This window comes from Micromonospora xinjiangensis, from assembly GCF_056150165.1.
This window is the reverse complement of the sequence record NZ_JAXCFO010000004.1, coordinates 358,652-379,765: the sequence shown is the minus strand read 5'-3', so window position 1 is coordinate 379,765 and position 21,114 is coordinate 358,652. Positions and strand designations below refer to the sequence as shown.

The 21,114-nt window shown below is 70.4% G+C and carries 23 protein-coding genes; 15 read left to right on the top strand and 8 right to left on the bottom strand.

What is annotated here, in order from left to right:
* The 5 genes from SM573_RS17185 (at window position 1) to SM573_RS17165 (ending at window position 5,282) form a co-directional block, all read left to right on the top strand.
* Complete coding sequence (locus SM573_RS17185) at window positions 1-1,098, top strand: glycoside hydrolase 5 family protein (protein WP_474616540.1); 1,098 nt, start codon at window positions 1-3, stop codon at window positions 1,096-1,098.
* A 133-nt stretch (window positions 1,099-1,231) separates the two neighbouring features.
* Window positions 1,232-2,413, top strand: coding sequence for a lactonase family protein (locus SM573_RS17180; RefSeq protein ID WP_474616539.1), 1,182 nt, complete (start codon window positions 1,232-1,234; stop codon window positions 2,411-2,413).
* Between the two features lie 160 nt (window positions 2,414-2,573).
* The gene (locus SM573_RS17175) at window positions 2,574-3,140 is read left to right on the top strand and encodes a DM13 domain-containing protein (RefSeq protein ID WP_474616538.1); all 567 of its coding nucleotides are present in this window, start codon (window positions 2,574-2,576) and stop codon (window positions 3,138-3,140) included.
* Between the two features lie 419 nt (window positions 3,141-3,559).
* The gene (locus SM573_RS17170; RefSeq protein WP_474609976.1) at window positions 3,560-4,624 is read left to right on the top strand and encodes an MBL fold metallo-hydrolase; all 1,065 of its coding nucleotides are present in this window, start codon (window positions 3,560-3,562) and stop codon (window positions 4,622-4,624) included.
* A 355-nt stretch (window positions 4,625-4,979) separates the two neighbouring features.
* Complete coding sequence (locus tag SM573_RS17165) at window positions 4,980-5,282, top strand: DUF4193 domain-containing protein (protein WP_474616537.1); 303 nt, start codon at window positions 4,980-4,982, stop codon at window positions 5,280-5,282.
* Window positions 5,283-5,289: 7 nt separating this feature from the next.
* On the opposite strand, the gene SM573_RS17160 is transcribed toward SM573_RS17165, so the two are convergent.
* The 3 genes from SM573_RS17160 to SM573_RS17150 form a co-directional block, all read right to left on the bottom strand.
* Complete coding sequence (locus tag SM573_RS17160) at window positions 5,290-5,508, bottom strand: hypothetical protein (RefSeq protein ID WP_474609978.1); 219 nt, start codon at window positions 5,506-5,508, stop codon at window positions 5,290-5,292.
* Between the two features lie 107 nt (window positions 5,509-5,615).
* On the bottom strand, window positions 5,616-6,107 hold the full coding sequence (locus tag SM573_RS17155; protein ID WP_474609979.1) for a YcxB family protein: 492 nt from the start codon (window positions 6,105-6,107) through the stop codon (window positions 5,616-5,618).
* 159 nt (window positions 6,108-6,266) lie between these two features.
* Window positions 6,267-7,229: a zinc-dependent alcohol dehydrogenase family protein gene (locus tag SM573_RS17150; RefSeq protein WP_474616536.1), complete on the bottom strand. Its 963-nt coding sequence runs from the start codon at window positions 7,227-7,229 to the stop codon at window positions 6,267-6,269.
* A gap of 100 nt (window positions 7,230-7,329) precedes the next feature.
* Between SM573_RS17150 and SM573_RS17145 the strand changes: the two genes are divergently transcribed.
* Window positions 7,330-7,899, top strand: coding sequence for a TetR/AcrR family transcriptional regulator (locus SM573_RS17145; protein WP_474616535.1), 570 nt, complete (start codon window positions 7,330-7,332; stop codon window positions 7,897-7,899).
* A 293-nt stretch (window positions 7,900-8,192) separates the two neighbouring features.
* Complete coding sequence (locus SM573_RS17140) at window positions 8,193-8,534, top strand: DoxX family protein (RefSeq protein ID WP_474609982.1); 342 nt, start codon at window positions 8,193-8,195, stop codon at window positions 8,532-8,534.
* A 12-nt stretch (window positions 8,535-8,546) separates the two neighbouring features.
* On the opposite strand, the gene SM573_RS17135 is transcribed toward SM573_RS17140, so the two are convergent.
* A complete protein-coding gene (locus SM573_RS17135) occupies window positions 8,547-9,791 on the bottom strand; it encodes a PP2C family protein-serine/threonine phosphatase (protein ID WP_474616534.1) in 1,245 nt (414 codons plus the stop codon).
* A 386-nt stretch (window positions 9,792-10,177) separates the two neighbouring features.
* Between SM573_RS17135 and SM573_RS17130 the strand changes: the two genes are divergently transcribed.
* Both SM573_RS17130 and SM573_RS17125 read left to right on the top strand, forming a co-directional pair.
* Window positions 10,178-10,573, top strand: coding sequence for an ATP-binding protein (locus SM573_RS17130; RefSeq protein ID WP_474609984.1), 396 nt, complete (start codon window positions 10,178-10,180; stop codon window positions 10,571-10,573).
* Window positions 10,557-10,904, top strand: a complete 348-nt coding sequence (locus tag SM573_RS17125; protein WP_474616533.1) for an STAS domain-containing protein — start codon at window positions 10,557-10,559, stop codon at window positions 10,902-10,904. Before SM573_RS17130 ends, SM573_RS17125 begins: the two co-directional genes overlap by 17 nt.
* Before the next feature lie 54 nt (window positions 10,905-10,958).
* Here SM573_RS17125 and SM573_RS17120 read toward each other — a convergent pair whose 3' ends face one another.
* Window positions 10,959-12,059 (bottom strand): NYN domain-containing protein, encoded by a 1,101-nt coding sequence (locus SM573_RS17120; RefSeq protein WP_474609986.1) that lies wholly within the window; start codon window positions 12,057-12,059, stop codon window positions 10,959-10,961.
* 208 nt (window positions 12,060-12,267) lie between these two features.
* Between SM573_RS17120 and SM573_RS17115 the strand changes: the two genes are divergently transcribed.
* Both SM573_RS17115 and SM573_RS17110 read left to right on the top strand, forming a co-directional pair.
* A complete protein-coding gene (locus SM573_RS17115) occupies window positions 12,268-12,960 on the top strand; it encodes a DivIVA domain-containing protein (RefSeq protein ID WP_474609987.1) in 693 nt (230 codons plus the stop codon).
* A gap of 150 nt (window positions 12,961-13,110) precedes the next feature.
* Window positions 13,111-14,085, top strand: coding sequence for an aldo/keto reductase (locus tag SM573_RS17110; protein WP_474616532.1), 975 nt, complete (start codon window positions 13,111-13,113; stop codon window positions 14,083-14,085).
* Between the two features lie 91 nt (window positions 14,086-14,176).
* Here the strand turns inward: SM573_RS17110 and SM573_RS17105 are convergent, their stop codons facing one another.
* Window positions 14,177-14,857: a DUF305 domain-containing protein gene (locus tag SM573_RS17105; protein WP_474616531.1), complete on the bottom strand. Its 681-nt coding sequence runs from the start codon at window positions 14,855-14,857 to the stop codon at window positions 14,177-14,179.
* A gap of 278 nt (window positions 14,858-15,135) precedes the next feature.
* Between SM573_RS17105 and SM573_RS17100 the strand changes: the two genes are divergently transcribed.
* On the top strand, window positions 15,136-16,905 hold the full coding sequence (locus tag SM573_RS17100) for an LVIVD repeat-containing protein (protein WP_474616530.1): 1,770 nt from the start codon (window positions 15,136-15,138) through the stop codon (window positions 16,903-16,905).
* A gap of 164 nt (window positions 16,906-17,069) precedes the next feature.
* On the opposite strand, the gene SM573_RS17095 is transcribed toward SM573_RS17100, so the two are convergent.
* Entirely contained in the window at window positions 17,070-17,666 is a 597-nt protein-coding gene (locus SM573_RS17095; RefSeq protein WP_474616529.1) for a TetR/AcrR family transcriptional regulator, read from the bottom strand.
* A 186-nt stretch (window positions 17,667-17,852) separates the two neighbouring features.
* Between SM573_RS17095 and SM573_RS17090 the strand changes: the two genes are divergently transcribed.
* From SM573_RS17090 to SM573_RS17080, 3 genes are all read left to right on the top strand, one after another.
* The gene (locus SM573_RS17090; protein ID WP_474609992.1) at window positions 17,853-18,410 is read left to right on the top strand and encodes a hypothetical protein; all 558 of its coding nucleotides are present in this window, start codon (window positions 17,853-17,855) and stop codon (window positions 18,408-18,410) included.
* A 1-nt stretch (window position 18,411) separates the two neighbouring features.
* Window positions 18,412-19,851 (top strand): dihydrolipoyl dehydrogenase family protein, encoded by a 1,440-nt coding sequence (locus tag SM573_RS17085; RefSeq protein WP_474616528.1) that lies wholly within the window; start codon window positions 18,412-18,414, stop codon window positions 19,849-19,851.
* A gap of 194 nt (window positions 19,852-20,045) precedes the next feature.
* The gene (locus tag SM573_RS17080) at window positions 20,046-20,228 is read left to right on the top strand and encodes a hypothetical protein (RefSeq protein WP_474616527.1); all 183 of its coding nucleotides are present in this window, start codon (window positions 20,046-20,048) and stop codon (window positions 20,226-20,228) included.
* A 57-nt stretch (window positions 20,229-20,285) separates the two neighbouring features.
* Here SM573_RS17080 and SM573_RS17075 read toward each other — a convergent pair whose 3' ends face one another.
* The gene (locus tag SM573_RS17075; protein ID WP_474616526.1) at window positions 20,286-21,083 is read right to left on the bottom strand and encodes a TetR/AcrR family transcriptional regulator; all 798 of its coding nucleotides are present in this window, start codon (window positions 21,081-21,083) and stop codon (window positions 20,286-20,288) included.
* Between the last annotated feature and the right edge of the window lie 31 nt (window positions 21,084-21,114).

Sequence of the window (21,114 nt, the reverse complement as noted above, 5' to 3'; positions counted from 1 at the left end):
GTGACCCTGACGATGGCCGGCACCTCACCCGCCTTCACCCTCGAACACCGCGACGGCTGGCGGCTGCTGACGCCCAACGGCGAGCCGTTCCGCTCCATCGGGATCGTGCACGCCGACGACACCAACCTGCGCTACCCCCACAACATCGACATCTACCGGTCCCGGTACGGCGGCTCGCGCCGACGCTGGCTCCGCGAGGGCCTGGTTCCCGAGATGACGGCGTGGGGCTTCAACACCGTGGGTTGGACCTCCGAGTACGTCAGCGGCAGCGGGCTGGCCACCGAGGGAGGGGTCGTCGACCTCGGTCACTCCGAAGGGCTGCCCCCCGACGATCTTGCCGGTGCCGGTGTGCCGTACACGCTGTCGCTGCGGGTCGCCGAGATCGAGCACTGGAACGGTGTGCCGGCGTATCGCGATCCGCGTGAGCCCGCGTTCGCGCAGTGGTGCGACCACCTGGCCCGCACGCTCTGCCGCCCCGACGACCCGAACCTGCTCGGCTACTTCCTGGTCGACGTCCCCTGCTGGGATCGGCACCCGACCGGCGCCGGCTACCCGGCGGGAGAGTTGGCGGCCATCGCCGAGGCGTACTACCGGGTCGCCAGCGAGGCGATCCGGCGGCACGACCCGCACCACCTGATCCTGGGCGACCGCTACGGCACCCGGGTCGGCGCGCCCGAGCCGGTGCTCGACGCCATGGCGCCGTACGTGGACGTTCTCTCCGTCCAGGTGTTTCCCGGCCCCGAACCCGGGCGCCTCGAGGCGGCCCTGGACCTGGTCGACCGGTGGCACCAACGGACCGGAAGACCGGTCCTCATCGCCGACACCGGCAACTGGTGTCCGACCGTGATGAGCCCGGGTCGTACCGGCTCCTTCCGCACCCAGCGCGAACGCGGCCTTGCCTACGCCGCCTCAGCCAGGGCCTTCGCCGACCGGCCGTGGTGCCTGGGCTGGCACTGGTGCAGCTGGGTGGAGAACCCGCACCGGGGCTTCGGGCTCAAGGACCCGTGGGACGAGCCGTACCGGGATCTCACCGATGTGGTGGCCGAGACCAACCTGAGGCTGGGGCGGCTCGGCCAGGACTCGGGAAAGGGTCACTGAGCACATCAGGTCGTCATGAAAGCCACAACTATCATTCTTTCGGGTAAACAGCCCGAGCCCGACCTTCGACGGCCATAGCCTGCGAACAGGAAAGTTTTTCCCGTTCAGGTCTGCGGCGACCGAAAGGTAGATCATGAAGCGCAAAACGCTCGCCACCGCTGTACTCCTCGCCGGGCTGACCGGTGTCGGAGCGCTCCCAGGGCTCGCTCTCGCCGACGGCGGAGGACCGGATTACCGGCACGACGACCGTGGTGGTCACGGACAGCACCACGAGGACGGCGACGACGGTGCGGTGTTCGTCCAGACGAACAAGGCGGAGGGCAACACGATCAAGGTCTACGATCGTGACGACGACGGACGCCTCTCCCCCGCGGGTGAATTCGAGACGGGGGGCCTCGGCGGCTTCACGATCGGCGCGCCTGTCGACGCGCTGGCGTCGCAGGGGTCGTTGACCTACCACGACGGGCTGCTGTTCGCGGTCAACGCCGGCAGCAACACGGTGACGGTGTTCCGGGCCGACGGCACCAAGCTCCACCGGCTCCAGGTGATCTGGTCGCACGGTCTGCTGCCGGTCAGCGTGGCGGTGCGGGGCGACCTGGTCTACGTGCTCAACGCCGGCGGCGAGGGCTCTGTGCAAGGCTTCCACCTGCACAAGGGCCGCTTGTCGCCGATCGAGGGCGCCCACCGGTCGCTCGGGCTGCACAACGGAAACCCGCCCGCCTTCATGACCGCCCCCGCCCAGGTCGAGATCGACCCGGAGGGCGAGTTCGTGCTGGTGAGCACCAAGGCCGCCAACGTCATGTTCAGCTACGAGATCGGCCGCCACGGCGAGCTGTCCCGCAACCCGGTGATCAGCGACGCGGGCAACACGCCGTTCGGGTTCACCTTCGACACCGAGGACACGCTGCTGGTCACCGAGTCCGGCAGCAACGAGGTCAGCCGGTTCGAGCTGGAGAAGGACGGCGAGCTCGACCAGATCGGGCCGTCGGTGCCCAACGGCCAGCAGGCGCCATGCTGGATTCAGCGGGTCGGCGACTACTTCTTCGTCGCCAACGCCGGAAGCTCCACCATCAGCTCCTACAAGGTCGATCACGACGGCAAGCTGGTCCTCGTCAAGGCCGTCGCGGCCGACACCGGTGGTGGGTCCATCGACATGACGACCAGCGACGGATTCCTCTACGTCCAGAACGCCGCCGCCGGCAACGTGCAGGGCTACGAGGTCCGCGAGGACGGGTCCCTCCACCTCGTCACCGAGGTGCACGGGCTGCCGAAGTTCGAGAACGGCATCGGGATGGAAGGTATCGCCGCCTCCTGACTCACGTCCACCGCTGGTCCCGGTCGTCTCGGCGGCCGGGGCCAGCGCTCGTCCTGGACTTCGCCTCCGCTGCGCCGTCCGTGCGGAGCGGAGCAGCCGTAAGGGTCTCGAAACACATGGCCGTCGATCCGGCGACCGGGTCCGCCGTACCCTGGCAGAGGTGTGGACGAAGAGAGTACGGTCGCCGCTGATCTGGGCAAGCGTGGTCGTGGTCGGGTTGGTCGCGGCTCTCGGTCTCTTCTGGTTCCAGCCGTGGAAGCTGTTCACCGACACTCGGGTCGACGAGGCGCTACCCGTCGTCGAGAGGACCCCCACGCCGACCGGCTCCGCCGCCGGCGCCGGGTCCAGCCCGGCCGCCGCGACGCCGGGCGCGAATCGGATCGTGTCCGCCGGCGACTTCGTCACTCACGAGCATGAGACGACCGGCAGTGCGGAAATCGTCCGGCTCGCCGACGGGCGGCACCAGCTCGTCCTCCGCGATCTCGACACGTCCAACGGGCCGGACCTACGGCTCTGGCTGACCGACCAGCCGGTGACGAGTGGGGTGGCCGGCTGGCGGGTGTTCGACGACGGCAGATGGGTCGAGGTGGCCCGCCTCAAGGGCAACCGCGGCGACCAGGTGTACGAGCTCCCGGCCTCCGTGGATCCGGCGGACTTCCGGAGCGTCTCGATCTGGTGCAAGCGCTTCAGCGTCTCCTTCGGCGCCGCCGACCTCAAGACGACCTGATCCGGGCCCCACGCAGATCGGGAGGCCCGCCGCAGGGCCGCTTCGCACGTGTGACCGGACATGCGCCCCCCGCGGACGGGACGGGGCTGTCCGCGTGGTCGCCATGGCTACTGCCGCCCGGGCGCGGTCACGGCCGTCCGACCCGGCGAACTCCGTTCCCGTTGGTTCGAGGTCGGAGACCGGAGTGATGCAGGCCACCAGCGAGACCGTCGGAACCCGCTGCCTGACAGATGTATTGTTCGACAAACGATAGGTCGAGCAAAGCTTATGGATCACCAACGGCGCCGGGTGAGCCACCAGCCACGAGCCCCAGGCGAACGGCTCGATCTGTCGGCGGATGGGGCGTACGACGCGCCGTCCGATGCCCGGCAGAGCCCGCGGCACGCGAGGCCGCGCGCGCAACAGGAGGAAGGCAAGACATGGCGAGCAAGTACGGCGACTTCTACCCCAGCAAATGGGGCTTCCCGAAGGCCGTGGTCGAGGGGAACGCCCCCTCGCCGAAGCAGTTCATGCCCGAGTACCTCAACGATCCGTCCTTCTACGAGAAGGGCTGGCACGCCGAGAACGTGGGCGACGGCGGGAACTTCTACTGGGTGACCAGCCCGGCCGGGTACGACGCCGGCTTCGTGGTGACCGGCGACGGCGTGATCGTCATCGACGCCCCGCCCGGACTGGGCGAGAACCTGCAGGCGGCGGTCCGGTCGGTGACCAAGGAGCCCATCACGCACCTGGTCTACAGCCACTGGCACTCCGACCACATCGGGTCGGCGTCCCAGTTCGGACCCGGAGTGAAGATCATCGCGCACGACATCACCCGTGAGCTGCTGACCCGCTTCCCCGACAAGTACCGCCCGCTACCGACCGAGACGTTCAGCAAGGACGCCACGCTCGAGGTGGGCGGCACCAAGCTGGAGTTGTCCTACAAGGGTGCCGACCACTGCCCGGGCAACATCTACATCTACGGCCCCGCACAGAAGGTCCTCACGAAGATCGACATCGTGAGCCCCGGCTCGGTGACCTTCGCGCACGCCGACGTCTCGGAGAACATCAGCGGGTTCTACCAGGCCCACGACGACATCCTCTCGTACGACTTCAAGGCCCTGATCGGTGGCCACATCTCTCGCTGGGGCACCCGTGAGGACGTGGAGGTCGTGCGGGAGTACTGGCACGACCTGCTGCACTTCGCCAAAGAGGCGCTGTGGGAGATGAGCAACGCCGAGGCGCTGCAGGGGTTCGTGGTGGGTCTCGGCCGGGAGAACCAGATGGTCGGCGCCGAGAACTGGATCAACTCGATCGCCAACTACGCCACCGAGAAGACCCTCACCAAGACCACCTCCAACGGCCAGACCTGGCCTGAGCGCCTGGCCGGCGCGACGGTGTGGACCAAGTACCACGCCTGGACCGTCGCGGAGAGCACCCGCACGGAGCGGACCCACCACGGCTACCAGGCGGAGGGCAACGGCGGCCCGGCGTACATCGCCTGATCCGACCACGCTCCACACCGTCCGTGGTCCGCCCACCATCGGGCGACGCGGATCCCCGGCGGGCCGGCGGCGCACGCGCCGGCCCGCCGGGCTCCACCCACATCCGCGACCGGCCGCACCGTGTCGCCGGCAGGTGGGACCGGTGCTTCCATCGGTGTCCCGCTTGCCGGTTTCCCGCGCACGCTCTCAGGAGATCCAGGGAGAGCCATCGGGCCGAGCGACGCGGGCCGGTGAACAGCGCCTGGCGCCGCCACACATCCGACGACGAGCTACCCTTCCACCGCTCGCCGAGCGCCACGACCCGGGCTGCGGTCTACCGTCGTGATACCCGTGCACAGCCGGAGAGGCCATCACGATGAGCAAGCCCATCGACTACGACGCGCCGCGCCGACCCGCCGTCGACGCCGAGGACGACAGCCTGGAGGAGCTCAAGGCCCGCGGTGCGGCTCCGCAGTCGGCAACGGTCGACGTCGACGAGGCCGAGGCCGCCGAGCACTTCGAGCTGCCCGGGGCGGACCTGTCCGGCGAGGAGCTGACCGTGGCGGTCGTACCCATGCAGCCGGACGAGTTCCGATGCCCGCACTGCTACCTGGTGCGCCACCGCAGTCAGCTCGCGGCGCGGCCCGGCGGCCGGGAGGTCTGCCAGGAGTGCGCCTGACGTCAGGTCAGGCCACCACTTCCCGCCACTCCGGACGACCACCCAGCCACGCGCCGGCGAGGATCTCCGCGGACGCCCGGCTCGGGCAGGGGTGCAGCTGCGACCGACCCGCGAGGCCGCCGGCCTGCGCCTCGACCTCCCATCGCTGGCCGTCGGTGCGGATGTAGACGTCGCGGCGCCCCCGCGGGCTCCGGTCCCCGTTCCACCAGTGACGCTCGATTCTCACCTGCTGACCCTATAGCACCGGGCGGCGGGACGAACGCCATGATCTTGGGCGGCGCGCTGCGACCATCTCTGGTCGGCAGGGAGTCGCCCGCTCTGCGACAGAAGAGTTCACCGGAGCAGCCCACGCTCGGCCATGAAGGCTCGCAACGTCTCGGCGTCCTCGGCGGACATCAGGCGGCGCGGAATCACGGTCGCCGGCATCCGGCCGACGTACACGATCCAGAACTCAGCGGTGTCCCTCACCTGGGCGACCCCGTCCCAGGCGATGCCGCCGGACTCCGTACCGCTGCGCATCATGATGTTGTCGTCGGTGATGTCGTAGGCGCCCTCGACGGCGTAGCGACCGGAGCGACGCCGGGCGCGCATCCGCACCCACGGCGCGTACAGCATCGACAGCAGGCCACCCACGACCAGCGCCGTGCACAGCGGCACGATCCGGTCGCCCCGCGCGAAGCCCCGTGAGACGGCGAAGCCGATCGCCCCGACCACCGCCAGCACCGCACCGATGTAGCCGTACCTGCGCAGCCGGACACTGCTGAGCGCGGCGGCCACCCGGCCTGGGTAGGCGGGATCGGCCGGGACGTCGAAACGGATGTGCACGCCAGAACCATAGTGCTCGCGCCCGACCTCGGGGCGGTGCCGGACTCGCGCGCTGCTGCGCCGGACCGTCGGAGGCTTCACGCCGCCGGCGGCAGACGAGCGCGGCCGGACGGACGCCCCCGGGACGTCAGGCCCGCGAACCGAGTCGTGGTGGGGTGCCTACGGGGTCAGCACGACCCTGCCGAAGACCTCGCCCGCGTCCATCTTCTGGTGCGCCGACACGGCCTGTTCCAGCGGCAGCACCTCGTGCACCACCGTCTGGAGTTCACCGCGATCCGCGGCGGCGAACTGCGCCATCCTGACGGCGTTTCGCGCAGGCCCCGCTACCGTTGCGGCACTGAAGGTGGCGAAGGACAGCGACTTCTGGAACGCAGCCATCAACCTCGTACCGAAGTCGGCCGGAGGCTGACCCCCGACCGCGCCGACGACCACGAGTCGACCGTTGGGGTTGAGCCTGTCGAGGAACGACGGCATTCCTTGACCTGCTACGACGTCGATGACGACGTCGTAGCCCGTGGGCTCGTCCCGTCCGCCCGCTCCGGAGCGGTCCAGCACATGGGTCGCACCGAGGTCGCGCAGCCGACGCCCACGCTCAGGAGCGGACGTGGTGACGGCCACCGCGCCGGCACCGCCGCGGGCCGCGAGCTGGACCGTCATGATCCCGATGCCGCCGGCCGCGCCGCGCACCAGCACGGCCTCGCCGGGAGAGAAGCGGGCCTGGGCGAGACCGAAGTGGGCCACGACCCCGGCGCTCCCGAGCGTTACGGCGTCGACGGCGGAGAGGCCAGCCGGGAGGGGCACGACCTCCGCGACCGGCGCCACTGCCTGCTCGGCGTAGCCGCCGCCCGTGCCGGCGAACGCCCACACCCGCTGCCCGAGCCATGCCGGGTCGACGCCGTCGCCCACCGCGGTCACCGTTCCCGCGACCTCGCCGCCCGGGATATGGCCCTCCCGGAAGCCGTAGTCCGCGAGAGCACCGCTTCGGATCATGACGTCGACGCCTCCGACGCCGATCGCCTCGGTAGCGACCAACACCTGTCCCCGAGCTGGAGTCGGGTCAGGGACATCGACGACGGCAAGCCCCTGCGGGCCGCCGAACTCCTTGATCGCGACTGCCTTCACAGGTGTTCCTCTTCGTGAGCCGAATCACTGTCGCCGTGCGGCGACCCCGCCTGCCCGGAACGCTAACGGGCGCGGGCGTCCGCTTAGCTAATGTGAGAGAGTGGTCGGCCGTTTGCCTCAGAAGCTGCGTTCGGACGCCGCCGACAACCGCGAGCGCATCCTCGACGCGGCGCGAGCGATATTCGCCGCCGAAGGCCTGGACGTACCGATGCGCGCGATAGCCCGGCGCGCGGGCGTGGGCCCCGCGACCCTGTACCGCCGCTTCCCCACGAAGCAGGCGCTGGTCGCCGAGGCCTTCACCGAGCAGATACACGCGTGCCGCGCCATCGCTCAGGAAGGGCTCGGCGACCCGGATCCGTGGCACGGCTTCTCCCGGGTCGTCGAGAAGCTCTGTGAGGCGCACGCGCGGAACCGGGGCTTCATCACGGCGCTCACGTCGGCCTTCCCCCATACCGTGGATCTGGCCGCCGAGCGCGAGCACGCACTCAACTCGCTCGCCGAGCTCGCGCGCCGCGCCAAGGAGACCGGCGCGCTGCGGCCCGACTTCGTCCTGGACGATCTCATCCTCATGCTGATGGCGAACCGCGGCCTGCGCATGGCCTCGACAGACGCGCGGGTCGCCGCGTCCCGCCGCTTCGCCGCCCTCGCGATTCGCGCGTTTCGTGCTTGACCGGCATCCACCCGACTCTCGGAGGTCCACCCGGCCCGCCCCGCCAGGAAAGCGGCGCGGCGCTGCCCGGGGCCGGTGGTTCCCCGGCCGCCATCGCGGGGACGACTTCTGCCGGAGCTCCCGCACCGCGCCGAAGCCGGCCAGGGGCCGTCCTGCCGTGATCAGGTCGACGCCCTGATCGGGGCGGAGCGTCGACGCCGGCCACCGTTGCTGTGGCGCGTGTCACGTCGCTTCACGCCGGGCCGACCCTGTCCCGTCTCGTGCTCGTCAGTGACACGAGAAAGGACCACGTCATGTCCACCACCGCCACGGTCGTCACCGTCGCCGCCGCCCTCTGGGTCGGGTTCTCCGCCGCCTCCGTCTTCGTCCACGCCACGTGGGTCGTCGAGCCCCTCGCCGCGTACGGCGTGCCCCGCTCGTGGTGGCCCTGGCTCGGGGTCGCCAAGGCGGCCGGGTCGGTCGGTCTGATCGTCGGTCTGTTCGTGCCCGTCGTCGGGATCCTCGCCGGCGTCGGCCTCGTGCTCTACTTCACCGGCGCCGTCGTGACCGTCCTGCGGGCCCGTTCGTACGGACACGTGCCGTTCCCGCTGCTGTACCTGGCGCCGGTCGCCGCCGCCCTCCTCCTCGCTGGCTAGATCCCACGCCGGTCAGGGCGATCGGGGGTCGGGCGGCGACGGCCAGGTCAGGTAGAGCAGCGCGGTGTCGTCGCTGTGGCGGCCGTCGTCGCCCCGCTGGACCTCGGCGAGCAGAGCGGTGAGGTAGTCGGTGGAGTCTCTGATCGACGTCAGGCGCGAGGCGAGTTCGACGAAGCGCTGTTCGCCCAGTCGGGTGCCGTCCTGGGTGAAGCCCTCGTAGACGCCGTCGGTGTACAGCAACAGGCCGGCGCCCGGGGGCAGGGTGACGACCGACTCCTGCCAGCGGCCTCGTCCGGGGAACATGCCCAGCGCGAGGTGGTGGCGAATCGGTGCGGGGTAGGCGCCGTCGGGGGTGATCACCAGGGGTGGCGGGTGGCCGGCGCTGACGACGATCGCGTGGGACCGGTCGGGGGCCACCCGCACCGTGCACGCGGTGGCGAACATGGCCTCATGCGGGCGTTCCGCGACCAGGACCTGTTCGAGCAGCCGCATCCGCTCCGCCTTGCTGACGCCTGCCAGGGTCAGGGTGCGCCAGCCGACGCGCAGGCCGACGCCGATCGCGGCCTCGTCGGGGCCGTTGCCGCAGACGTCGCCGATGACGGCGTGGATCGTGCCGTCGTCCTCCTGCACCAGGTCGAAGAAGTCACCGCCGAGCAACGAGCGCTGCTGGCCCGGCACGTAACGGCTGACCACCGCGAGCGCGGGATCGCTGATCAGCGGTTTGGGCAGCAGTCCCCGCTGCAGGCGCACGTTCTCGCGGGCCTGTAGGCGGCTTTCCCGCAGTTGCCGCTCGGTGACCTGCGCGCGTTGACGGTGGATCGCGTACTGGATCGTCCGGCCGAGCAGGGCCGCGTCGACGTGGCCCTTGAAGAGGTAGTCCTGGGCGCCGGCGGCGACGGCCGCTGCTCCGGTGGCCTCGTCGTTCAAGCCGGTCAGCACCACCACAGCCGTGTCCGGCCACCGGTCCACCACCCGGCGCAGCGCGTCCAGGCCCTCGCCGTCGGGGAGACGAAGGTCGAGCAGTACGCAGTCGGGCATCGTCGGTGACGCGGTTGCCTGGGCCAGGCTGCCCGCGTGCTCGAAACGGGTCGTGATCCGGCTGTCGGTCAGGTGTTCCTGGGTGAGCAGCGCGTCGCCGGGATCGTCCTCGATCAGCAGCACCATCGGATTCCTCAGCTCGGAGGCCGTGGTCGAGCCCGAGGCTCGCGGCGCGCTCTGCGGCGACGGCACCGTCCGCAGCTCGCCGTCACCGGTCACTGGCCGTTTCCTTCCGTCATCGCGCCCGCGCTCTCGCTGCCCGGATGTGTGCGATCCGCGCTGGGCGCCCGACCTACCCGTTGCAGTGATTATCCCGGCGCACGCCCTCAGCGCGAGCAGCGGCCTCAGCCCGTCGACGACCCGCACCCCCGCAGCCGTCGGTGTTGCGGCGGACGGCCGCCGCGGTGGGGCGTCATCGAGGCGGTGTCAGCCACGCGGCCCGGGAATCGAGGGTCGGCGAGCTTGCGCACGGCGACAGCGGCGACTCGCGGATCTGCCGTGACGGGGCCGGTGGTGTAGCGTCCCCCCGTATGAGCAGCTCAGGTGCGCCGGCAGGCCCACAGGGGCTTCCAGGTGGGGATGTCGGGCTCGGTCAGATACTGGCCGTGCCCTTCACCATTTCCGAGGTCATCCAGGTTCGGGAGGTGCTGACCGCGGCGTCCGCTGCCCTGGGCCTGACCGGTGCCAGGTTGGAGGACTTCGTCCTGGCCGCGCACGAGTTGGTGAGCAACGCGGTCGTGCACGGTGGAGGCGGCGGGGAGCTACGGCTGTACGCCGGCCGGGGCCACCTCGTCTGCGAGGTGCACGACCACGGTCCGGGCATGGACGAGGTGGCTCCCTCGCTGGCCGCGCCGACGATGCCCGGCAGCCGAGGGCTCTGGCTGGCACAGCAGCTGACAGATGGCCTGCGCCTTCGCCGGGAACCGCACGGCTTCGTGGCCGCGGTGACCATGAAGTTCCGTGCGAGCACGAAGGCGGTGAGCTGTGGCAGCCAGCAGTGACCAGAAGCAGTGGACCTGGCGCACCGCGAGCGATGCGGGCACCACCACTGTGTTCCTCGGCGGAGAGGTGGACCTCGTCGTCGCCGAGCCGCTGCACCAACTCCTGACGGATGCCATGGCCGGCGCCGAGGCGGTGGTGGTGGATCTCGCTGCCCTGCAGTTCATCGACTCGACCGGCCTCACCGTCCTCGTCTCGGCCTACAACGCGGCGGCGGCCATGAACGTGCCGTTGCGTGTCACCAACGCCGACGGGCACGTGCGGCGGGTCCTCGGCATCACCGGCCTCTCCGCCCTCCTGACCGGCGATGGCGGCCGACCCACCGGGCCGTGATTCCGCGACGCCTGACTCCACCGCCCGCGGTGCCCGGCCGCGAGCCACGCGGCGTCACCCGCGGTGCGGCTGCGCCTCGGCTCCCGCCGGCACCTTGAGCAGGTAGTCGTCGGCGGCGGGGCTCCAGGTCAGAACGACCACCCCGGCGGTCGCCGCCGCCTTGCAGAACTGGAGGAAGCTGCGGTAGCCGAGCTTCTTCTCGCTGAAGCCGGGCGCCGCCTTGCGGACCTGGTTCTTCAGCCCGGAGAGCGCCACCGAACCGTCCCGGTCGGCCAGGTCGAGCACCACGGTGCGCAGCAGGTTGAACGCCGTCTCCCGGTCTCCCCGCTCCGGGAGCGTGACCTCGGGGTCTCCCTTCGCCGGCCCTTCGGTCAGCTCGACGACGTTGTCCGCGGCGAGGTGGCGGAGCAGTTCGCCGAAGGCGCGGAAACCGAAGTCCCCCTCGTGGAAGGTGGGGTCCTTCCGCAGCAGGGTGCGCTTGAGCGTCGAGGCGGTCACCGCCCCGCTCGCACTGCCCTGCAGGCCGGCGAGCGTTCCCGCGACGAGGGCCGTGAGGCCGTCGATGTCGCGTGCCGGCGCGGCCGCCATCGACTGCGGCTCCGGCTCCGCCAGCACCGGCTCCGGTTCGACCGCCGCAGGGCTGGTCGGCCGGTTCCGGCGGGCTCCGGCGGGTGGGACCTCCACGCCGTCCAAGCGGTCGTAGAAGAGGAACTCGTCACAGGCAGGCGGCAGCAGCATGGAGGTCGTCTTCTCCACACCGACACCGATGACGCGCTTGTTGAGCTCGCGAAGCTTGTGCACCAGCGGGGTGAAATCGCTGTCGCCGGTGCACAGCACGAACGTCGAGATGTACCCGCGTTCGAAAGCCAACTCCAGCGCGTCGACGACCATCTTGATGTCGGCGGCGTTCTTGCGCGAGGCGCCCATGCGCTGCGGAATGTCGATGAGTTCGACGTGCGATCGGGTGAGCGCTCGCCGGTCCTCGTCGAAGTACGACCAGTCGGCGTACGCCCGGCGCACCACCACGCGCCCGCGTTCGGCGAGCGCGTCGGTCACCGGCCGAAGGTCGAAGGCCATCCCGCCGAGGTGCTCGCGCGCACCGATGGCCAGGTTCTCGTAGTCGAGGAACAGGGCGATGCGCTCTTCGTGATCCACGAAGCCGAGCGTACGCCGCCGAGGTGTCGGCCAGCGCCGAGGCGCGTAGGGTGAGGTGGTCGAGTCCTCGCGTCACGGCCTCCTCCACTTCCGATGTGTGGAGTCCGCATCGCCCTTCCGGTGAAAGTGCGCGCCTCGTCGATCCGACCGGATCCCCCGCAGAGTGAGCGCAGCAGCCGCCCCCTCCCCCGCCGACGTGAGGAGCACGATGCCGCTCACCCCAGCCGACATCCACAACGTCGAATTCGGCAAGGCCTCGCTCGGGAAGCGCGGTTACGACGAGGAGCAGGTCGACGCCTTCCTGGACGAGGTCACCCTGGACATGATCAGACTGATGGAGGAGAACACGTCGTTACAGCGCCAGGCCGGTGGCGCGGAGGTGTCCGTCGGTCACCGGTCGCCGTCCGGCGTCGCCCTCAAGGCCGAACTCGTCGCTGCCGTGGCCGAGCTGCAGCGTGCCCATGGCGCGTACGACCGGGTCGAGCAGGTCGTGCGGGACATCCAGCGCCAGCTCGACGATGCTCACCGGGCCGTCCCCGCCACCGGACCGACCGCCCTCGCCGACGGCGAGGGCACCGACCGCGTCCTGGCGGTGGCGCAGCGCACCGCCGACGAGTACCTCCGCGACGCCTACCGGCAATCACAGGCGCTGCTCGCCGGCGCCCGGCAGCGATCCGAGCAGATGGCCCGCGAGGCGCGCGAGACGGCCGACGACATGGAGCGCGACGCCAACCAACGCCGCGGCGACGCATCGACCGCACTCCAGGCCAGACGCACCGAACTTCAGCATGAGATCGACGAGTTGACCCGCTTCGCCGACAGCTACCGCACCGCGTTGGAAGACTATGTCGCACGGCAGGCACGGCACCTCGACCTCGTCGAGGGCGGGATCGGCGCCTGAGAACCGGGGACGTGGTTGGACGGGTTCACACCGTCGCGTCACTACGCGGACACCGAGCAGCAGCACGCCGGGGTGGCCGGCCTACGGGGCTCGCGGAGTAGCGTGTCGACGGCTGGGCAGCCCGCCCGGCCGCTCGCTGGAGGTGTGCCTGTGCGGTACGTGAGGCTGGGTTCGACCGGTCTGGAGATTTCGAGGATCTGCCTGGGTGCGATGAGCTACGGCGATCCGGGCCGCGGCAACCACGCGTGGTCCCTCCCCGAGGACCAGGCCCGTCCGTTCATCCGGCAGGCGCTCGATTGGGGCGTCAACTTCTTCGACACCGCGAACGTCTACTCCGACGGCAGCAGCGAGGAGATCCTCGGCCGCGCGCTGAAGGACTTCGCCAGCCGCGAGGACGTCGTCATCGCCACCAAGGTGCATGGTCGGATGCGTCCGGGCCCGAACGGCGCCGGCCTGTCGCGCAAGGCCATCCACGCCGAGATAGACAACAGCCTGCGTCGGCTCGGCACCGACTACGTCGACCTGTACCAGATCCACCGCTTCGACTACGCGACGCCGCTCGAGGAGACTCTTGAGGCCCTGCACGACCTGGTCAAGGCGGGCAAGGTGCGGTACATCGGCGCGTCGTCGATGCACACGTGGCAGTTCGCCAAGGCGCTCTACCTGGCCGATCTGAACGGCTGGACGAGGTTCGTCTCGATGCAGAACCACTACAACCTGCTCTACCGCGAGGAGGAGCGGGAGATGATGCCCTTCTGCGCGGACCAGGGCGTCGCGACGATCCCGTGGAGCCCCCTCGCCCGGGGCAGACTGACCCGCGACTGGCAGGCCACCACCGCCCGCACCGAGTCCGACGAGTTCGGCCGCACGCTGTACAGCGGCTACGAGGAGACCGACCGTACGATCGTGGATACGGTCGCGACGATCGCCGCGAACCGGGGTGTGTCCCGTGCGCAGATCGCGCTGGCCTGGGTGGCCGGCCGGGTCACCGCGCCGATCGTCGGCGCGACCAAACCGCACCACCTCGACGACGCCGTCGCCGCGCTCGACATCGAGCTGACCGACGAGGAGACCACGGCACTCGAGGCGCCCTACCGGCCTCGGCCGGTGGCGGGCTTCCACTGACAGCGCCGACGCTGCCGACCGCCGGGAGTCGGGGCGGCGCCGCCCCCGGAAGCAACGCGGCGGGCGAGCGGGGTGGGCCGGCCGGAACGTGTCAGTTCCCGGCGTCCAGCGCCTGACGCATCCGGTTGATCTCGGCCCCCTGTTCGACGACGACGCCGCTGGCCAGCTCGTTGATGATGCCGTCCACGCCGAGCGCGAGCACCTCGCCCGCCATGTCGATCGCGCCCTGGTGGTGTTCGGTCATCATGCTCACGAACATCCGGTCGAACTCGTCGCCTCGCGCGGCGGCGAGTCGATCCAGCGCCTCCGCCGACTGCATTCCGCGCATCGTGTGCTGGTGGTCGCCGCCGGACGTGCGTTCCAGACCCCGGTCCGTCAGCCAGGTCTCAAGCGTCTTGATCTCCGGTTCCTGCGCGGCCAGGATCCGGTCGGCCAGGATCGTGAGCTGCGGGTTCCCGCTGCGGTCCGCGACGAGCCGGGCCATCACCAGCGCCTGCTCGTGGTGAGGGATCATCATGGTGACGAACCGGATGTCGGCGTTGTTGTACGACGCGCGTGGCGCCGGTGACATCTCGTTCGCCCGGCGACTCTGCACCGGTTCGCCGGGACGACCGGGCATCAGCACCGGGGCCGTCGAGTCCGGCAGGCCGGGAAGGTCGAGCGACTGCGGGGCCTCGCTGCTCGCCGACGGCGGCGAATCCCCCTCAGGCCACGCGAACGACAGCGTCACCCCGATCGCCAGAGCCACGACCACCGCCAGCTCGATCAGCACGACAGTCCGCGACTGCCGGGAAATCGCCCGGATCCGTCCACCTAGCACAACTCGACTCCCGCCGTACACCTGAGGTTGGCGGGGATGGTAGCGCGGGCTTGACCAGCGGCGGCGGGGACCGCGAAGCGAAAAACCTCGATTGCCTGACGTGCGGTTGTTTGAACCGTCAAAAATCCCGGCGTGTTGCCGAAGCGTGATCAAAATCCGAGCCGGCTGCGTTTCGAATCAGGGTTATCGTCCGGCTACCCATTGCTGACTGCGATGAAGGGTGTCACTACATGTCCCAACCAATCCCGAGAGGGAGCCGGAAGCTGGCCATCGGCCTCGCCGCCACCGGCACCCTCCTCCTCGCCGCCGTCGGGGCGGCGGTGCCGGCGAGCGGCGCCGTCGACTCGACGTCAGGCGCGGACAACTGCGAGTCGTTCCGGGCCGCCGGAGACAACTTCGCCGAGTACTGCATCGCGGAGGAGGCGGCCAACGACGTGACCGCCGCCGCCGGGATCCCGGCCGTGGACGAGATCTCCAGCAGCGACAACATCCGGCAGATCGCCAACATCCCGAAGTTCGGCGGGTTCGCCAGCGAGGGGGCGTACAACTCGGACCTGGCGTTCCAGGGCAAGTACGTATTCGCCGGCAACTACGAGGGCTTCAACGTCTTCGACGTCAGCGACCCCACCTCGCCCGAGGTGGTCAGCCAGGTGGTCTGCTCCGGCTCGCAGGGCGACCCGTCGGTCTTCGGCAACCTGCTGTTCCTCGCGGTCGACGCGCCCCGCAGCGACGACTCGTGCAACAGCACGAGCGCGTCCTCCGCCCTGCAGAGCTCCTGGGAGGGCATCCGGATCTTCGACATCAGCGACAAGGCGAACCCGCGCTACATCAAGTCGGTCCGGACCGACTGCGGTTCGCACACCCAGACGCTGGTGCCGAGCAAGGACGGGAAGAGCGTCTACGTCTACATCCAGTCGTACGGCCCGTCGAACGGCGCGTTCTACTGCAAGCCCCCGCACGACAAGATCTCGATCGTCAAGGTGCCGCTGGACAACCCGACCAGCGCCGCCGTGGTGGCCACCCCGGTTCTGTTCCCGGGCACCACGGGCGCCGGCTCCACGAGCGGCTGCCACGACATCACCGCGTACCCGGAGCTGGACCTGGCCGCCGGCGCCTGCATGGGTGACGGCGTGCTGTTCGACATCTCCGACCGCGAGAACCCGGTGGTCGTCAGCCAGGTGCGCGACACCAACTTCGCGTTCTGGCACTCGGCCACGTTCAACAACAGCGGCACCAAGGTCGTCTTCACCGACGAGCTCGGTGGCGGCAGCAGCGCGATCTGCACCAGCAGCTACCGGACCAACCAGGGCGCGGACGCGATCTACGACATCGTCGGTTCCGGTGCCGACCGTGAACTGGTCTTCCGGAGCTACTTCAAGATCCCGCGGTTGAACACGACCCTGGAGAACTGCGTCGCGCACAACGGCTCGCTGGTCCCGGCCATGGGCCGCGACATCATGATCCAGGCCTGGTACCAGGGCGGCATCTCGGTGATCGACTTCACCGACTCCGCCAACCCGGTCGAGATCGCCTACTGGGAGCGCGGCCCGCTGTCGGACACCCGCCGCATCCTCGGTGGCGCCTGGTCGACGTACTACCACAACGGTTACATCTATTCGAACGACATCCAGAAGGGCCTGGACGTCCTGAAGCTGGACGACCCGCGGACCAACAACGCGCGGGCGTTCTCCTTCGCGGAGCTGAACGTCCAGACCCAGCCCAGCTACCCGGCCTGCACCACCGTCCTGAGCACGCGGCGCAACGGTGGCCTCACGGTCACCTCCGGCGTCACGTGCCTGGACGGGGCGACCGTGAACGGGGCGATCAAGGTCGCTCCGGGCGCGGGTCTGGTCGTCTTCAACTCGACCCTCAACGGCTCGGTCCACGCCACCGGCGCCTCCGTGGTGTCGATCGTGGAGAGCCGGGTGAACGGCTCGGTCGACGCGATCGGCGCCACCGTGCGGGACAGCACGGTCAACGGTTCGGTGCGGACGAGCTGATCCGTTCAGAGCGTTGACGGTCACCCTCCGGCCCGGCGGATCTCCGCCGGGCCGGAGCCGTCGTCAGGACGGTGCCCCATTCGGAACGGGCGCCGCGGTGCTCATGAGTCCTGATCCGCGCCGACGCCTGACGCCGCCGAGAGTGCGGGCCGCTCGCGGGCGGATCAGGACGGCTGGCGTGCGGCGTGGGTCCGGATCAGTCCGTCGACGCCGCGGAGGAACGTCTCGCAGATCAGTACGGGGTCGAAGAGGCAGCCGGCCGCCATGGCGCCGTCGCGGAGCATGACGAAGTGCCGCGCGGCGGTCTCGGCCTCGGTCTCCTGGATGCTCGCCAGCAGGCTGTTGATCGTGTCGAGGAACCACTGCCGGTGCGCGAGGACGGCCTGGTGCACGGGGTGGTCGGGATCGGGGTACTCGGCCACGGCGTTCAGGAAGGCGCAGCCACGAAAGCCGGTCGACCGGATGTCCTGCGCGACCGCCTCGGCGACGGCCCGGAGGGCCTCGGGCGCCGGTAGGCCCGCGGCGATGGCCGTCTCCACGTGGTCGCGGATGGCTTTATCGGCCGTCTGCAGGTAGGCGAGGACAAGATCCTCCTTGCCGGGGAAGTGCCGGTAGAAGGTGGCCCGGGTCACCTTCGCCTCGGCGATGATCCGATCCACGCCGACCGAATGGATCCCTTCCGCGTAGAAGATCCTGGTCGCCGTGTTGAGGAGCCGTTGTCGCGCCTCGGACGGCCGGGTTCCGGTCTCGCTGCCTGCCATGAGCCCATCTTAGCGACAGAACGTTCGGTCTCGCACCGGCACGCGCCGACAAGTGGGTAGAACGTTCTGTCTTGACAACGCGCCGCTCGCTCGACACCATTGCCGGGACAGAACGTTCGTTCTACAGGGCGCTTCGCCCCATGCCGCCTGTCGCGGTTCCCCTCAACACCCACCGAAAGGCTCACCATGACCACCGTCACCGCACCCGGCGTCTCGACGACGGCGGCCACCCTGCGGCGGCTGTACTTCGTCCGCTTCGGGTTCGCCATCGCCTGGGCCCTCGTGATGTTCACGACCGCCACCCACCTCGGCCCGCTCGCCATGGCGCTGCTCGTGCTCTACCCGCTGTTCGACGTGGCCGCCGCCGTCGTCGACGCCCGCGCGTCACGCGCCACCGGATCGCCCACCCTGCTCTACGTGAACATCGCGGTCAGCCTGCTCGCCGCGGTCGGCCTGGCCGTCGCCGGCACGTCCGGCATACCGGCGGTCCTGCGCGTGTGGGGTGCCTGGGCGGTCGTGGCCGGGCTGGTTCAGCTGATCGTGGGGGTCACCCGGCGCGGCTTGGGCGGCCAGTGGCCGATGATCATCAGCGGTGGCATCTCCGTGCTCGCCGGCGGGTCGTTCATCGCCGGCGCCTCCGCGGAGAACCCGGTGCTGACCAACGCGATCGGCTACGCCATCCCCGGCGGCATCTTCTTCCTCATCTCGGCCATCCGCCTCGGCCGCGCCGCGAAGGCGAACTGACATGGCGGACGCTTCGTACGACGTGGTGGTCATCGGCGCGGGGCCGGTCGGGGAGAACGTCGCCGACCGCGTCGTGCGGGGCGGCCTGACCGCCGCCGTCGTCGAACGGGAACTCGTCGGTGGTGAGTGCTCCTACTGGGCCTGCATGCCGACGAAGGCATTGCTGCGCAGCGCGGCCGCGCTGCGGGCGGCACGTCGGCTGCCCGGAGCGCGTGAGGCGGTGACGGGCGATCTGGACGCGAGCGCCGTGTTGCGCCGCCGGGACTCCTTCGCCGCGAACTGGTCGGACGACGGGCAGGTGTCGTGGCTGGACTCGGCCGGGATCGCGCTGTATCGCGGCCAGGGACGGATCAGCTCCGACCGGGTTGTCGAGGTGACCGGCGAGGACGGCGCCCCGACCTCGCTCATCGCCCGGCACGCGGTCGTCGTCGCGACCGGGAGCAGCGCACTGGTCCCGGACGTCGCCGGGCTGCGCGACGCGGCACCGTGGACCAGCCGGGAGGCAGCAGCGGCGAGTGAGGTTCCCGGTCGGCTCGCCATCATCGGTGGCGGTGTGGTGGCCGCGGAGATGGCCACCGCGTTCGTGGACCTCGGATCCGTGGTGACGGTGCTGGCCCGCGACGGTGTGCTGCCGATGATGGAGCCGTTCGCCGGCGAGCGGGTCGCGCAGTCGTTGCGGGATGCCGGCGTGTCGGTACGCCTCGGCGCCGAAGCCGCCTCCGTGAGTCGCCACCGCGACGGCACGGTGCACATCACGCTGACCGACGGCGAGCAGGTCGAGGCAGACGAACTCCTGGTCGCGACCGGTCGTACGCCGAACACGCAGGACATCGGCCTCGACCGGATCGGCCTGAAGCCCGGCGCCTGGCTCAGCGTCGACGACACGTTGCGAGTCGTCGGCGACGACGGGGCGTTGGTCGGCGACGGATGGCTGTACGCCGCCGGCGACGTCAACCGCCGGGTCCTGCTCACCCACCAGGGCAAGTACCAGGCGCGCGCCGTCGGCGACGTCATCGTGGCGCGGGCGAAGGGCGAGCCGGTTGACGACGGCCGCTGGGGCCGGCACGTGGCCACGACCGACGAACGGGCCGTGCCGCAGGTCGTCTTCACCGACCCGGAGATCGCGTCGGTCGGGCTGACGGCGGCGGCCGCCGAGGCCGCGGACCTGCGGACCCGGGTCGTCGACTATGACCTGGCCGCCGTCGCGGGGGCCGCCCTGCACGCCGACGGATACCAGGGACACGCCCGGATGATCGTCGATGAGGACCGGCAAGTGATCATCGGCTGCACCGTCGTCGGCCCCGACGTCGCGGAGCTGCTGCACGCCGCGACGATCGCGATCGTCGGCGAGGTTCCGATCGACCGGTTGTGGCACGCCGTTCCCGCGTACCCCACGGTCAGCGAGGTGTGGCTGCGCCTGCTGGAGGCGTACGGCCGCTGACGGCCTGCCGTGCCGCCTGGTCGCGGTGCGCGGCGCCCGTCACCCGTTCGGCAGAGGTGGGCCCGACCGTCGTCGTGGCGCGATGACGGTCAGGCCCACCTCTCGCTCAGTCCGAGTGGTCGATCAATGTACGAGCAGCGGGGCCATGTCGCCGGCCGGGCGCCGACCACCACGCCCAGCGTCTGATCACCTCCGTGGTCGGCCCGGCCACCGATCGGCTGAGAGCCGCCGGCCGGCTGCGGGCCGGCATCACCGCCGAGGACATCGCGACCTTCGTCCGCATGGCCCTCACCGCCGACAGCGACGAGGCCCGCGGTAAGGCGATCCAGGTCATGCTCGACGGCCTTGTCAGGCCGGAACGCACCACGACCATCTGACGTGGTTGGCGTCCGCCGTGCGCCGAGCGCGGCGTCAGCTCGTACTCCACGCCGCCGTCACCGTCGGTCTGACGGCCACACCGCGGCTCGATTCGGGCGGCACGGTGGCCCCACCACGGGCGTAGCCGAAGAAGGGGTCCGTGCCGCTGTCTGGAGAATGCCGTCGAGGCCCTCCTCGAACAGCAGGTCGTCGTTCCACCGGGTGTCATCGAGATGACCGGACGCGATGAGGGTCGGATAGGCGTCGGCGCTCGCGGCGACATGGTCACGGGCCGCGGCTCTCGCGTCCGGGTCCGCGGTCCGGTGCCAGGTGGCTTCCGTGAGCGAGGCGCCGATGACGTAGTTGGCGAGCATCCGCGTGGCCACCGCGAGCTCACGTCCGCGACAGCCGCCGCGCACCAACGCCGACTGCAGGAACTCGGTACGGGCCAGGACGTTGGGCCCGAGCATCGGACGGCCGACCAGCCCCGGCGCCCAGGGATGACACAGCATGGCAGCGCGCCAGCCTCGGACGAGGACGCGGACGTCCTCCTGCCAGTCGTCGCCGGCCTCCGGGATCGGCACGTCGCCGAAGATTCGATCGACGGCCAGGTCCAGGACGTCGTCCTTCGTCCTCACGTGCCAGTACAACGCGGTCGCCGTCACGCCGAGCCGTTGGGCGAGACGGCGCATCGTCAGGCCCTCGATGCCGTGCTCGTCCAGCAGGGTCACGGCGGTGTCCACGATGCGCTCAAGGGTCAGCGGCGGTGTGCGCCGGGCACGCGAGGGCTCCGCCCGTAGCCATACCGGCGGCGCGGTCCGGCCGGATCGCCGCCCCGTCGAGGGGGTCGGGGGGTCGGGCTCCGCGGTGGTCATGGCGTCACTCTAGTCCGCTGGACAGTGAATT

Bases quoted from the DNA above. Each gene is read 5' to 3' on its own strand.
- SM573_RS17180 (WP_474616539.1), top strand. From the start codon at position 1,232: ATGAAGCGCAAAACGCTCGCCACCGCTGTACTCCTCGCCGGGCTGACC.
- SM573_RS17170 (WP_474609976.1), top strand. From the start codon at position 3,560: ATGGCGAGCAAGTACGGCGACTTCTACCCCAGCAAATGGGGCTTCCCG.
- SM573_RS17165 (WP_474616537.1), top strand. From the start codon at position 4,980: ATGAGCAAGCCCATCGACTACGACGCGCCGCGCCGACCCGCCGTCGAC.
- SM573_RS17140 (WP_474609982.1), top strand. From the start codon at position 8,193: ATGTCCACCACCGCCACGGTCGTCACCGTCGCCGCCGCCCTCTGGGTC.
- SM573_RS17115 (WP_474609987.1), top strand. From the start codon at position 12,268: ATGCCGCTCACCCCAGCCGACATCCACAACGTCGAATTCGGCAAGGCC.
- SM573_RS17100 (WP_474616530.1), top strand. From the start codon at position 15,136: ATGTCCCAACCAATCCCGAGAGGGAGCCGGAAGCTGGCCATCGGCCTC.
- SM573_RS17095 (WP_474616529.1), bottom strand. From the start codon at position 17,666: ATGGCAGGCAGCGAGACCGGAACCCGGCCGTCCGAGGCGCGACAACGG.
- SM573_RS17090 (WP_474609992.1), top strand. From the start codon at position 17,853: ATGACCACCGTCACCGCACCCGGCGTCTCGACGACGGCGGCCACCCTG.
- SM573_RS17085 (WP_474616528.1), top strand. From the start codon at position 18,412: ATGGCGGACGCTTCGTACGACGTGGTGGTCATCGGCGCGGGGCCGGTC.
- SM573_RS17075 (WP_474616526.1), bottom strand. From the start codon at position 21,083: ATGACCACCGCGGAGCCCGACCCCCCGACCCCCTCGACGGGGCGGCGA.